This is a genomic window from Butyrivibrio sp. FCS014 (genome assembly GCF_000526935.1).
Lineage (GTDB): Bacteria > Bacillota > Clostridia > Lachnospirales > Lachnospiraceae > Butyrivibrio.
Map to the genome: position 1 here is coordinate 116,029 of NZ_JAHA01000006.1, position 13,719 is coordinate 129,747.

The 13,719-nt window shown below is 42.2% G+C and carries 14 protein-coding genes and 1 tRNA gene; 12 read left to right on the forward strand and 3 right to left on the reverse strand.

All coding sequences use genetic code 11. The features are described from left to right. The first annotated feature begins 35 nt into the window (after positions 1 to 35). The 8 genes from T456_RS0104355 to T456_RS0104400 all read left to right on the forward strand — a co-directional run bounded on the left by T456_RS0104355 (position 36) and on the right by T456_RS0104400 (position 5,433). Positions 36 to 121 (forward strand) — tRNA-Leu (locus T456_RS0104355). 414 nt (positions 122 to 535) lie between these two features. Continuing rightward, complete coding sequence (locus tag T456_RS0104365) at positions 536 to 1,015, forward strand: DNA-deoxyinosine glycosylase (RefSeq protein WP_024865080.1); 480 nt, start codon at positions 536 to 538, stop codon at positions 1,013 to 1,015. Between the two features lie 139 nt (positions 1,016 to 1,154). Then, on the forward strand, positions 1,155 to 1,454 hold the full coding sequence (locus T456_RS0104375) for a hypothetical protein (protein ID WP_024865081.1): 300 nt from the start codon (positions 1,155 to 1,157) through the stop codon (positions 1,452 to 1,454). Positions 1,455 to 1,723: 269 nt separating this feature from the next. Then, complete coding sequence (locus T456_RS0104380) at positions 1,724 to 2,194, forward strand: GNAT family N-acetyltransferase (protein ID WP_024865082.1); 471 nt, start codon at positions 1,724 to 1,726, stop codon at positions 2,192 to 2,194. 30 nt (positions 2,195 to 2,224) lie between these two features. After that, entirely contained in the window at positions 2,225 to 2,626 is a 402-nt protein-coding gene (locus T456_RS0104385) for a DUF3795 domain-containing protein (RefSeq protein ID WP_024865083.1), read from the forward strand. Continuing rightward, the gene (locus T456_RS0104390) at positions 2,623 to 3,498 is read left to right on the forward strand and encodes an LD-carboxypeptidase (RefSeq protein ID WP_024865084.1); all 876 of its coding nucleotides are present in this window, start codon (positions 2,623 to 2,625) and stop codon (positions 3,496 to 3,498) included. The genes T456_RS0104385 and T456_RS0104390 overlap by 4 nt, the downstream gene beginning before the upstream one ends. Positions 3,499 to 3,671: 173 nt before the next feature. Beyond that, entirely contained in the window at positions 3,672 to 5,009 is a 1,338-nt protein-coding gene (locus T456_RS0104395) for an ATP-binding protein (protein ID WP_024865085.1), read from the forward strand. Between the two features lie 85 nt (positions 5,010 to 5,094). Then, positions 5,095 to 5,433, forward strand: coding sequence for a hypothetical protein (locus T456_RS0104400; RefSeq protein WP_024865086.1), 339 nt, complete (start codon positions 5,095 to 5,097; stop codon positions 5,431 to 5,433). A 22-nt stretch (positions 5,434 to 5,455) separates the two neighbouring features. Here the strand turns inward: T456_RS0104400 and T456_RS0104405 are convergent, their stop codons facing one another. Next, positions 5,456 to 6,769, reverse strand: coding sequence for a serpin family protein (locus T456_RS0104405; protein ID WP_024865087.1), 1,314 nt, complete (start codon positions 6,767 to 6,769; stop codon positions 5,456 to 5,458). 84 nt (positions 6,770 to 6,853) lie between these two features. After that, on the reverse strand, positions 6,854 to 7,096 hold the full coding sequence (locus T456_RS0104410; RefSeq protein WP_024865088.1) for a hypothetical protein: 243 nt from the start codon (positions 7,094 to 7,096) through the stop codon (positions 6,854 to 6,856). A 120-nt stretch (positions 7,097 to 7,216) separates the two neighbouring features. Between T456_RS0104410 and T456_RS0104415 the strand changes: the two genes are divergently transcribed. The 3 genes from T456_RS0104415 to T456_RS0104425 all read left to right on the forward strand — a co-directional run bounded on the left by T456_RS0104415 (position 7,217) and on the right by T456_RS0104425 (position 10,980). Next, positions 7,217 to 8,284, forward strand: coding sequence for a substrate-binding domain-containing protein (locus T456_RS0104415; RefSeq protein WP_024865089.1), 1,068 nt, complete (start codon positions 7,217 to 7,219; stop codon positions 8,282 to 8,284). Next, positions 8,281 to 9,801, forward strand: a complete 1,521-nt coding sequence (locus T456_RS0104420; protein ID WP_024865090.1) for a GGDEF domain-containing protein — start codon at positions 8,281 to 8,283, stop codon at positions 9,799 to 9,801. Before T456_RS0104415 ends, T456_RS0104420 begins: the two co-directional genes overlap by 4 nt. A gap of 264 nt (positions 9,802 to 10,065) precedes the next feature. Beyond that, positions 10,066 to 10,980 (forward strand): AEC family transporter, encoded by a 915-nt coding sequence (locus T456_RS0104425; protein WP_081748984.1) that lies wholly within the window; start codon positions 10,066 to 10,068, stop codon positions 10,978 to 10,980. 17 nt (positions 10,981 to 10,997) lie between these two features. On the opposite strand, the gene T456_RS0104430 is transcribed toward T456_RS0104425, so the two are convergent. Then, entirely contained in the window at positions 10,998 to 12,758 is a 1,761-nt protein-coding gene (locus T456_RS0104430) for a glycosyl hydrolase family 28-related protein (RefSeq protein WP_024865092.1), read from the reverse strand. A 194-nt stretch (positions 12,759 to 12,952) separates the two neighbouring features. Here T456_RS0104430 and T456_RS0104435 point away from each other — a divergent pair, with 194 nt between their 5' ends. After that, a complete protein-coding gene (locus T456_RS0104435; protein WP_024865093.1) occupies positions 12,953 to 13,618 on the forward strand; it encodes a sugar O-acetyltransferase in 666 nt (221 codons plus the stop codon). The last annotated feature ends 101 nt before the right edge of the window (positions 13,619 to 13,719 follow it).

A 13,719-nucleotide genomic window follows, 5' to 3' on the forward strand; every position in this document is an offset into this window, starting at 1 on the left:
CATGCATATCGCGTATTTTTTACCAATATGGTAATGCCGGCGTGGCGGAACTGGCAGACGCCCGGGACTTAAAATCCCGTGGGTAGTGATACCCGTACCGGTTCGATCCCGGTCGCCGGCAGTAAGAGAGAAGCAGAGATGCTTCTCTTTTTTTAATTTCAAATCGAACATATGTACTATTTACGTTTGGTCTGATATAATAGATGTACTGATGACTGATGTACTGAGTGAGGAAAGTAACTTCTATAAAGAAATGAGAAAACAGATTTTGAGATGCCAATTTGGCATCTCAAATTGATATTATTTGAAAGAGGGTTATAACATGGAAAAAAAGAATGAAATGATTAATGCTATAGATGAAAGTGATATTGAGGTTACGAGCGCAACAATAAGTGACCTAATTCATATAATAAGGGGTAGAATAGTATGTATTCATAGATGGAATTGCAGAAACACGCACTTGCTGCGGGTTTCGTAAGAACATGATTCAAGAATGTGTGCATATATGTTGGATGGGGGAAGGGGAGACTTAATTATGGTTATACATCCAATTGAACCAATATATGATAAGAGTTCAAAAATACTTATTCTGGGAAGTTTTCCCTCTGTTAAATCAAGAGAAGAAGGATTTTTCTATGGGCATAAGCAGAATAGATTTTGGAAGGTGATTTCCGGAGTATTCGAAGAGGAAGAGCCGGAGACAATAGAGGAAAAGAAAGCTCTTTTGATAAGGAACAAGATTGCATTATGGGATGTGATACAGTCCTGCGATATTGTAGGATCGTCGGACTCCAGCATCACTAATGTAGTACAGAACGATCTAAGCGTTATCTTGAATACAGCGGATATCAAGGCAATATATGTCAATGGAAAAACGGCACTTAAGTATTTTGAAAAGTATACGGAGCCTGTAATCAAAAGACCAGCAATATGTCTTCCATCTACAAGTCCCGCCAATGCTGCCTGGAATATGGAAAAGCTTCTGAGTGCTTGGAAGATTATAAAAAAGTATTGACCTTGCCCTAAGGGAATACTTTATCCTTGTAGATGAAAACAAATATGCAAAGGGGAGGCTATGAACACGGATTTCCTCGTGTGGGAAGAGATGTTGCAGATCCGGTTGCTAGAGAAAAAATAAAGGAGCTTGTTGAAAAATGGATAAAGATTTGAGGACTACATGGTTTGAAATGCCTGTTAGCATGCAGATTTCTAATATAGGTAGTGAGGTTTCCAGAGCAATTAATTGGAAGAATAAGGGAAACGAAAAAAGAAAAATAGGTTTTTGTGAAAAAGCTATAGAATTCTTGCAGCTGTCTATTGAGGATCCTAAGAACAAACATAGGATTGGGGAGTTTTCGTTCTGTATCGAGGAGTTAAGAGATTATTTTCTGGGAGAGAATATTTATAAAACTACCGATGAGATGCTTCACAAGTATTACGATGCCTTTATTTAAAAAGCATGGGGTCTAGTGGTAAGAGGTATGAGAAATGGTTTATATTAGTAAATATGCGCATCCTTTATCATACGAAAGTGGGTCAGAAATTGGACCCAAAAAGAAGGTGAGTCCGCAAGGCTCCTTTCCATGCGGGTTCTGAGATGTCACAAAAGTTCGATCCCGGTCGCCGGCAGTAAGAGAGAAGCAGTGATGCTTCTTTTTTTTGTTGCTTTCCTGTACTATAGAATAATCTAATATAGGATTCATTTACATACGGAGAAATAATAATGAGTGTAACATTTGATACAGCTAACAATAAAGATATTTCAGAACTGACCAGGCTTCGAATTGCATATATCATGGATGATTATGGTTCAATCAGCGAAGATGATCAACATGCCATGGAAGTACAACTGCCGGACTATTTTAAGAGGAAGCTTGGTAAAGATCTTATTGCATTTGTGGCAAGAGCTGATGGACAGCTGGTTGCCACGGCATATCTTTTGCTTATAGAAAAACCAGCTAATCCATCTATGCAAAATGGACCAGTTGGTGAAGTCCTGAGCGTATTCACTGAGAAAGAGTATCGTGGACAAGGCATCAGTACACGCTTAATGAACGACGTAGTAAACTATGCCAAGGAGAAGCGCCTGTGTTATATAGACCTGAAGGCTACAGAAGAAGGTTATTCTCTTTATAAAAAGATTGGCTTTGAAGAAAGAAATCAAAAATATAAGGATATGCGGTTGAAACTATAGTATTTTTTTAGACTAACCCTGGGAGGGAAGATGAAAAGAGAACTTGGAATAGCGCGTTGCGGATTAGCATGTTGCCTGTGTTCTGAAAATGTAACCTGTAAGGGATGTAAAAGAGATGGCTTTATGGAGCTATCCTGGTGTAAAGATGCCGAGTGGTGCGAGGTCCGCAGGTGTGGTATTGATAAAAATCTGAATGGATGTTATGAATGCGAACCGGCGAATTGTCGCAAAGGCTTATATGCAGACAAGATTAAAGCAAGGGCATTTGCGGAATATGCGCGAAGATTTGGAGTAGAAGAGCTTTTGGATTGCCTGGAACGCAACGAAAAGGCAGGTATAGTCTATCATCGCGAAGGAATCATGGGAGACTATGATGACTTTGATGATTTAGAGGAACTGATAAGCTATATAAAAACAGGGAAAAGACAATGAAAATTGGTATTTCAGCCTGTTCAAATGGGCATCTGCCGGAGTGGCAGGATCAGATAACAGAACTTGAACAGGTTCTTAACAACATGAATATTGAAACAGCTCTTTCACCGCATATCATCAGGACCATAGATGAATATAGTGGTACTGATAAGGAAAGGGCGGAAGCTCTTATGAGGTTTTACGCTGATGATTCGATAGATGCAATCTACGACATTTCCGGCGGAGATTTGGCTAATGGAGTGTTAAAATATTTAGACTATGACACCATTGCAAAGGCGGATAAGACTTTCTGGGGATATAGTGACCTGACAACTGTAATCAATGCCATATACACGATGACGGGAAAGCCGGGAGTTCTTTATCAGGTAAAAAATTTGATCTGGTCCTGCGGCGATGTTCAAAAGCATAGATTTTCAGATTACATCTTCGGAAAGAATAATGACCTGTTCGATATAAAATACAGCTTTTTGCAGGGAACAGCGATGCAAGGCGTGGTTGTTGGCGGCAATATCCGCTGCTTCACCAAACTTGCAGGAACAAGATACTGGCCCGACATGAACGGGAAGATATTGCTTATTGAGGCGCTTGGAGGAGAATCCGGACAAATAGGGACTCTTTTTAACCATTTGGACGATATAGGTGTGTTTGACCAAATATCAGGAGTATTGCTTGGAACTATCACTAACTATGAAAAGGCAGGGCTATCGCTTTCTGTATACGATCTTTTGAAAATGCATATCTCAGAGGTGCTTCCCGTAGCATGTACAAGAGATATAGGGCATGGGCATGATGCAAAGGCTATCATGATTGGAAAAGAATACAGTATTCATGCGGATACACATAATGGTGAAACATTTGATGTATATCAATAACTAGGTTCAAAAGTGGTACAGATGTAAAAATAATCGTCTTTATGCTGTGATGCTGGCGTCATAACAATAATAATGAAATGTGTTATGGATTGCAATAAGTAGCTCATAAAATGTGTAAAAAATGATTGAAGTGCCTATTTTTTTGTGATAGCATTATTTTGGAGGTTGACAAAATGTATTACAGAAGAAAGATAGATGACTATCTAAACAATTGGAAAGCAGATCCTGAGCATAAGCCTCTGATAGTAAAAGGCGCAAGACAGATTGGAAAAACCGAATCAATCATGCATTTTGCCGAGGGAAATTATGAAAATGTTGTATATATAAACTTTGCTTTAGAGAAAAAATTTATGCAAATCCTTGCAGATGGATATGATGTGGAAAGCGTAATAAAGAATATATCATTAGCTGATCCATCTTTAAAGTTTGTGCCGGGCAAAACCATTATTATTTTTGATGAGATACAGGAAAACCCTGATGTCGCAACAACGCTCAAGTCATTTAGGATAGACGGTAAATATGATGTTATCTGTAGTGGCTCCACGTTGGGAATAAATTATAAAAAGATTCATAGTAACAGTGTTGGCTCAAAAACGGACTATGAGATGTATTCTATGGATTTTGAAGAGTTTCTTTGGGCAAAAGGTTATAGCCAGGAACAGATTGATTCCATATTATCGCATATGCTTGAGATTAAGCCATTTAATGACAATGAGCTTACTGTCTTTAAGAGTTTATTCCTGGATTACAGTGTGCTTGGAGGAATGCCGGAGGTCGTAAAGCTATATATAGAGTCTGGAACATTCTCAGGAACACTTGATGTACAGGAGCAGATCAGGCTTGATTATGAAGAGGACGTAAGAAAGTACGCGGAAGGTCTTGATCAGACAAAGATAATAAGTGTTTATAGAAGTATTCCGGCTCAGTTGGCCAAAGAAAACAAGAAGTTCCAATTTAATAAGCTTGGGAAAAATGCGAGATCAAGAGAATATACAGGATGTATAGAATGGCTTATTGATGCAGGCGTTATAACAGAGTGTAATTGCTTGCAGTATCCTGAACTGCCATTAAAGGGAAATATTGAGGAGAGTAAATTTAAGCTATACTATCCGGATACCGGATTATTGGTATCAGCGCTGGATGAGGAAGCTCAGGAAGATCTCAGAGTTAATAAAAACCTTGGAGTGTATAAAGGTGCTTTATATGAAAATTTTGTGGCAGAGGCCTTTATTAAGCAGGGATTGGGGCTTTTTTATTACAAAAAGGAAAATTCTACGTTGGAAGAAGATTTTTTTGTAAGAACTCAGGATGATCTTATACCTGTTGAGGTTAAGTCCAATAGCGACCAGTCAAAGTCTTTGTCTACACTCATTAAGAATGAGAATTACAGTGATATTACATATGGAATAAAACTAGGAGATTTTAATGTGGGACATGCAAATGATATATATACGTTCCCATATTTCTGTGCATTCAAGATGAAGGAATATCTGAAGAAAATAGTTAAATGAACTACCCTTTCCGACGTGGAGTCGGTGAGGGTAGTTCATAAAAACTGAGGCTATGCAACTGTCATACATTCTTTGAGGAGGCAATATGGATAACGACAAAATTATCAATTTTCCGATAACTTCAGCTGAGCAATATAAGGCCTATCTTAAAGCTGAAGAGACAACCATGATGAAGGTTGCTGGAAAGCTTGGGTATATATGCGGAACAATATTTGCTTTTATCAGCGTGATTTTGCTTAATGTAAGGTTTTTTATCAAACATTTTGTTAAACATAAGAAGCGCAAGAATTTCCATGTGGTACATAAGTATTATGGAGGAAATCCTTCTTTTTCCAGACATCTTATCAACCGGGTTCGGATTTGCTCTCTCGAGAAGAAAAAGGGCAGGACCCCTGCAAAAACATCAGATGGTGCCGGAAAATAAAGTAAACTCAGCCCTTAAATATTTACTCAACAAGCTGTCCGTAGAAAAGAAGCTCAGGAGACTCACTGTCTGTCAGGATCATGTATTTAAATGGTGCGTTAGCGGTAAAATCTTTTACTTCGGGTTCTTCAAGAGCACAGCCTTCGGTCATCATGACTGCTGTGGCAGCGGCTGCTTCAATACCTTTTTCGTCTACCTTGATCTTAGTTTTCTGGATGATATCTGTGATATAAAGCTGCATCTCGTCGCTCATAAGTGAGAAGTCTGCGTCTCGAGTAAATGCCTGCCTGGCACCACGGGCCATGCAGAAATCGATAAGCTGGTTCTCGGAAAATGAGGTCTCTGATTCAAATTTCGGAAGCTTAACAGCGACTTCTTCAATCAAAGCATAAGGAATCTTGCTGACGACATCGTCTACTTCTCCCAGGATAAACACAGCGTTTATCCCGCCATTCATGGGAAGAATAACAAACTTTCCGTTCTCATCTTCGTAGTATCTGAATTTATCCTGCTGGTTCATGAAGTCTTTTTTTACTGTTTCTCCGGAAAGAGTCTTGAAATCACCTTCCTGTGTGGCAAACTCAAAAAAGTCACTTACCCATGATGTGCGAAGATATAGAGTATTTACCAGGATAAGATCTGCAAAGGACAGGTCGTTACTGATGGATGGGATAAGGCCATTGGTATTTTCATTGATCCAGCTGTTTACTTTATCTGTGATCTTGTCTTCAGGGACATTCTCAGCGGTCGCACCAAAAGTTTCTTTTACGTATTCCATGTACTTTTTGGACAGCTCTCCGCTGGACTTTGTGTTTCTCCAGATGGAATTTTCCAGGTCAAAAGCACCATCCGGAGCTTGGGCATCATCTCCGTAGTAATCCCGGTATTCATTAAAATCATCCCGGGCAGTCTTTAACCATTCATTATAGGAATCTACTGAAGCGGTTACGCCTTCATACCATGAAGTCAGTTCATCCATGCTGCTAAAGCCCATCGCCTTCAGGAGCTCATCTTTTGTTTCGTTATCAGCACCTGAAACTGCAAGCGCCAGAGCTGCTCTGAACGAGGTGGGGGATATCATGTAGTTCTTGTCGGCAAAGCCGTATTTTTCTATAAAGTCTATGAGTGAGCTGTTAAAGTCCATGTTGATATCTGCCTCCGGAATATCTGATATGGGGGTGTTTGTGGCATCAGCAGTGTTCTCGTCAGAAACAGAGTTTTCTTCTTCCTGAGAAGTTACCTGCGTATTGCCTGGTGTTACAGTATTTCCACATCCTGAAATGACGCTGTTGGCTACTAATAATGATAGTATAGCTGATATTATTTTCTTTTTCATAATTCCTCCCTTGTGATTATTACTTCAAGAATATTCTCCAGATTCCTTCGTCCGGATCCATGAGTACAACTATTGCACCTTCATTCAGCACAAAGAATCTTTCTGAGATGTCTGCGTTATGGCTGATTCATCTCTTGATAAGTAGAGCTCTACGATCTGTGAGTCATCCATGAAGATGATCCTCTCTTTCTTTTTAAGGCCTTCACTCTGTATAGCGACATTAATGATAACATGGTTACATATTTGAAATAAAATTTTTTCATATCCGCACATTTCAAGCGCTATTACAGAGTTCACAATACAGATATTGCCCAGGATCTGTCTCATTTTTTTTACCACATCTTTAATATATATTTAAGAATACAAATTGGCGAAATATAGTATTATTTTAATAGTGGACTAATATTAATATTATTAGTGATAATATTGCCTGCAAGGAGGAATGCTATGTCTGAAAAGATGAATAATATATTTCGCAAATTTCTGATAGTGGCGTTTTCTCTTGTGATTGCAGGTACCAGCAGCGGATATTCTGCAGAGGCTGAGCCCGAAGCGGAGGATACCGAAAACGTGGTGGATTTTGAACATAGCCTCGATGATTATGTCCCTGCTAAGAAGAAATACAATTTCTACTTTACCTATAAGATAGTTCATCCCTGGTGGGATGCTGTTGCCCTTGGAATGGAGGATGCTCAAAAAAAATATCTTGATAAGGGCATAGTTATTACTTATGAGTATATGGCTCCGGATGCGGCTTCCTACGAAGACCAGACAAAAAGATTGCTGCAGGCCATGGAAGGTGACTATGATGTGATCGGAGTGGATGTGGCAGATGAGGAGAAGATATCTCCGATACTGGATCAGATGATTGATGCAGGCAATAAGGTCATGACATTTTCCAGCTCTGATGCAGCTCCTGATTGTAAGAGGATTGCTTACGTGGGAAATACCCATAACTATCAGGATGGGGCAGACTTAACAGAAGCACTATGCGAAAAACTTGGCTACAAGGGCAAGGTGGGTATCCTGGTTGGAAGCCACGGAGCTCCTTGTCATGAAGACAGAGCAGAGGGCGCCAAGGATACTATTGCTAAATATAAAAATATGGAAATAGTTGCAGTTGAATATGATCAGGACTCCATAGATCTGGCATACGACCTGACCATGCAGATGTTAAAGGACAATCCTGATATTGCTGGCTTTGTATGCTGCAATATGAGTAATCCTGTTGGAACAGCCAGAGCGGTTACTGAGCTTGGAAGTAAGGCAGTGATTGTTGGAATGGACCATGATCAGGAGGCACTTCATTATCTCAGAGATGGTATTATCTATTGCCTGGGAGTTCAGGACTGCTATTCCATTGGATTTGACACTTTGCAGGTTGCGGTCAAAATTGCAGATGGCAATTTGCCGGGAGCTCTTTTCCCGGATAAGACTGATGAAAGTACAACTATTATTTATCAGGAAGATGCGGCACCAATGCTTGAAATCCTGTATGGAGACGTTTCTCAATGAAGGGTAAGAAGCTTAGTGAAAAGGCAGTGGCTGTAACTGCGGCGATTGGATCTGTTCTTATCATGGTAACGGTAATCGCCAATACTTATTGGGCTTCTAAGCAGGCTATTTCATCTACGAATGAGGCTGTTTCGGCTGTGAGTGCTTTCTACCTTGAATCGATGGCAGACAGACGAGCCAAGACAATTACAAACCTGATCAACAATAATTTTGACTACATGGAAAAGGCTGTAAGCGTCATAGATGATGAAAAGATAGAATCCCAGGAGGATCTTCGAGCTGCTATCGGCAGGATGAAGAGTCTTTTGTCTCTTAACCGTTTTGCGCTGGTAGATGAGGATGATATAGTTTATACGCAGTATACCACCTATACCGGCGGCAGCAGGCATCCTTTCCTTGCGAAAAAGACTTTGGACGATAAAATGATAAGCACTGTTTTCCGCTATGGCTCATCCAAGGATCTGTGTCTTGCTATACCGATAGATATAAAGATTATGGGCAAGCAGTTTAAAGCATGCTTCGTTCAGATAGATATTAACGACATAGTTGATCTGCTTGCTTTCGATGATCAGGAAAGTACGCATTTTGCGCTGTATTCCGAAAATGGCAGCAATATATCGGAAACAGAGCTTGGACAGCTTATTGGAACAAAAAATATTTTCGATGCCACAAGCGGGAATGTTTCAGAAGATAAGTGGAATTCATTTCGCGATGATTTTGCAAATGCCAAAAGGGGAACGCTGACTTTTACCATAGGTGATGTAGTTGATACTATATGCTATGAACCTGTGGCAGATACCGGATGGGAACTGGTGGTAATGATTCGCGAAAGCGTTATTGAGGATCAGTTTCAGGAGATAAGGGAAAAGAGTCTTGCTACTAATCGCAGGCAGATATTATTCCTGCTTGCATTAGCTTCTATGTTTTCCACTGTATTGTACTACATGATAAGGCGTGTTGCTAAAGAGAAGCTGGAAGAAGAAAAAGAAAACAGCAAAGTCTTCAAGAGCATGGCAAATACCGATTCAATGACGGGAGTCAGAAATAAACATGCCTACATGGAGACTGAAGCCCAGTTAAACAGTTGGATACGTGAGGGAGCTGCTGATAAACTGGCACTTGTAGTATGTGATATAAACGGCCTTAAATATGTAAATGACACGCAAGGACATGCTGCCGGTGACGAGCTTATCAAAGATGCATGTTCTCTTATCTGCAATGTTTTCAGTCATGGTTCGGTTTACAGAACCGGTGGTGATGAGTTTGTAGTTCTTTTGTCAGGAAAAGGATACGATACAAGGGACGAAGTGATTGCCGACTTTAACAGGCAGGTAGAAGAAAACATAGGAAACGGTGATGTTGTTGTTTCTATCGGCTATACAACACTTCAGCCGAGTGATGAGCAGCTTCATGATCTGTTTGAAAGGGCAGACCATATGATGTATGACCGCAAAAAGGAATTAAAGAGTATGGGAGCAAGAACAAGAGAATTTGATGAAGATAAGCAGCAACAATAATGCGTTCAAGGCAGAGAGAATGAGAGAATCGTAGAGATTACGGTTCTCTTTTTGTTGCACAAGACCGGCAAGCGAATGGATGCTTGCATACAAATTCATTTGCCGGTCGTAAGGACATGGAGCACGAAGTGCGGAATGTCTGTGTGCAGAATCGAGCCTGCTCGATTTGTCATACTGTACTATAGAGGGGTATGAAAAATGGCCCCTTGACTTAAGTCCCTAGGGACCATTCCGGTAAAAACAATAGAGGAGATTTTCAGAGCAATGGTTTTGGTTCAACAAATGATAGTGCTGTTCATACTGATGGGCCTTGGATTCTTCTGCGGAAAGAAGGGCTTTATCACAGATTCGTTTTCAAAGAATCTGTCATGGCTGGTGGTAAATGTGGCAACGCCGGCTATGATCTTGTCTGCGGGAATGAATTATGAGAGTACCATCAGGGGAAAAGAGCTGCTTAGTGGCTTTTTGCTGTCGATACTGATATACGTGTTTCTGATAGGATTTTCCTTTGTGCTTCTGCCGCTGGTGAGAGTACCGGATAAGGACAGAAACGTATACCGGGTAATGGCGATATTTTCAAACATAGGATTTATGGGGCTTCCCATTATTCAGGCGGCTTACGGGCCTGAGGCTGTTCTGTACGGAACACTGTTTCAGTTTCCCTATAACTTCCTGATGTACACCTATGGAATTGCGGCTATGAAAGGGGAGAGTCCCTTTAAGAAGGGAGAGAACCTTGGAAGGATGATCAATGTCGGGGTAATTTCCAGTGCCCTTGCCATAGTCATCTATGTATCGGGGATCCATATGCCGGAGGTCCTGAGAATCTCGGCAAGGCACTTAAGCAGCCTTGCGGCGCCCCTTAGCATGATGGTCATCGGGCAGTCCATGGTTCACTTTGATATAAAAGATGTGGTAAACGACTTAAGGCTCCTTATATTCTCTCTGATCAAGCTTGTGGGACTCCCGATTCTGGGAATAGTGCTCCTTAGGTTGTTCATTCACGATGAGATGCTTCTTCATGTCTGCTATATAATGCTGGCAACGCCTATAGGCTCCATGACAGCGATGGTTGCACAGCAGTACGGAGGCAATTACACACTGGCCTCCAAAGGGGTGGCACTGTCAACGGTGCTGTCGGTTATCACAATCCCTTTGGTGGCGCTTCTGGTGTTCTGACAGATGGGTAACCCCCATTACCTCCACTGTCCGTTTTCGTAATCGATGATCTTAGCGGTCTGTCCCGCAGCGAGGATGGAGTTTCCGGCCTCGTTGATGACGCATTTCATTCCGGGGAAACCGTTAAGATATGCGGTTATGACATGGTGAACATGGACTCCCGTGATGTCGGGAACTTCCATGGCGCAGTACATTGGGATTGCATTATCCCTATTGTACAGATATATTCCAAGTCCCGATGCGTCAAAAGAGGTGACATCTTCCGCTACCTTAAAGGAGGCGTATCCGAATCTCTTTCCGTCGGGATTTATCCACTGTCCCTTGTCAGGGACATCGTAGGGAACCTCGCTCTGATACATGATGCAGGTTCCGTCTTCTCCGTTCCACATGGTCTGATATTCATTAAAGTGCTCAACCATCAGCGCGTACATGGTGACGTTGGCGCCGTTTATTATGATGCCGTTTTTGCAGGTGTTGAGATCCCAGCCCACATTGTCGCCGTGGTCTGCTCTCCATACCCAGAGGTTGTCGCCAACGACGTTATCAAGGTCTACAGTGATGCAGTTTTTTGCTTTGCAGGGTCCGCTTGATGCGATGCCGCCGACTCTGAAATACATATCCGCAATAAGGGAAGGTGCGGCATTTTCTTTGGCACCGATAGATACAAGCTTTTCAGATTCGGTAGTTCCCGCATCCATAAGAAGTCCGGCCAGGATAAGATCATCGGCGTTTTCCGTTACGATGCAGCCGTTGTCTGCGGTGGAGCGCAGGGTTGCAAGTCCCATTCCCAGCAGGATCGTGCCGGAATTTTTTACAGTGATGGCTTCATCAAGCTCATATATTCCCGGGGTAAAAAGAATGTTCTTCCCTTCCGAAAGGGCCTGATTAAGCGTAGCGGCTGTATCCGTATCCTCTTTTGCCACATAAAAATCCTTGAGAGGAAGGACTTTTCCTTCAGGTGTTTCGCCGCCCCATCCATAGGAGGAGCTGTCCTTTTTCCAGTCCGGAACGAAAACCCCGAAACCGTCTTTCTTGTCATAAACAAGAAACGGCTTTTCTCTTACTGTCTTTGTTTCTTCAATTGCAGTGTAGGAGGCTTCAGGCCAGGTCTTTTCAGGTACGCCGGCCGTATCATCACCCAGCATCACAATGTTCCAGTTTTGTCCCATCCAGGAGCTGTAGCTGTTGTTTCTTGAAAGCCATTGCTGCTGGGTCCCGGAATCCACATAACCTGTCACCCTGGAATCCGCAAGAAATCCGCCGCTGGCCCAGCCGTAATTGTCATGAAGGGTGAGGTTTCCGTCCACCTGAACCCTTCGCATATCGGTGGCCTGAGACACCGCCCATACCGTATCCGACTGCATTTCAATATTTTCGATGCCGCGCCAGAAATTGCAGGTGGCATTGTGAAGCCCCTGAGGATTTGTGAGCCATTCGGCATAGGTATTTACCGAGGCAACCTTCGTGTCCGTTGGAAGAGCGCCAAGGCCGGCAAGCTGAGTATAGAAGCCGACGTTGGCTGAAACGTCATATTCTCCCGGCATGAAATATACCGCGTATCTGTTGTCATCAAACTGAGCGGTTTCCTGTGTTGCATAGATCTTATCCAATGCATCCTGAATCCCGGCGGTATCATCCTCCGGAGTGAATATGAAAACGTTCTGTCCAAAAATATCTGTGTGATAATCCCTGATCTCCATCTTATTATTCCCGCATCCTGTTAGGATTCCTGCCAGCATTGCCAGTCCCGAAAGTATCATATATTTCTTTTTTAACATAAAAGTGCATTGTTCTCCTTAGGGAAGAATTTTTGACATATACATCAAGAATAGAGAAAAAACATGTCTCTTTACAGGTGGCATTTTCATCTGCGGGTGTCTATTTTATATTATAATGATATAAATTAACTGCATTCATATGGGGCCTTGAACCCCCGGGAAAAGAACTACAGGAGAGAGTAAACACTATGAAAATGAGCAATGTTGAAAGAAGAGACAAGGAGCTGGTTTATATTTCCGACGACGAGGTGTTTGAGGAGCAGAAGATCGCCAGGAAGCTCACCCAGGAGCTCAATACCGCGGACAGATCGGATTTTGCTGCTATAACCGGGATCATCAATAAGCTGTTTGGAAAGTCCTATGAGGACACCTTCGTGAACCCGCCTTTTTACTGCGACTACGGCACTCACATTGAAGTGGGAAAGAACTTTTTTGCAAACTATAACTGTACCATGCTGGATGTAGGAATGATCAGGATCGGTGATAATGTGCAGATCGCGCCCAACGTTTCGATCTATACTGCCGGGCACCCGGTCCACCCTGCCACAAGAAATTCAAGGTATGAGTATGGAATAGACGTCACCATAGGAAACAATGTGTGGATAGGCGGCAATGTTGTTATATGCCCCGGTGTGACCATTGGAGATAATGCAGTTATAGGGGCAGGATCAGTGGTTTTGAAGGATATTCCTGCCTGGACCATTGCAGCCGGAAATCCCTGTAAGGTCATCAGAAAGATCACGGAGGAGGACCGCAACAAACAGTTCGCGGGAAGAGATATAGATGACGAGGCCCGGGAGGATATCCAAAGGATCGAGAAAGAGGAGAACGATTCTGTGAAGTATCCGACGGCACCATAAGAAAAACGGATAAGTTCGCCCGGAGCAAGGTAAGGCTCCGGGCCTTTTTCTTTGTGCTGTTGTGATTTAATGGAATGTTAATGTTTGGTAAACCGATAATG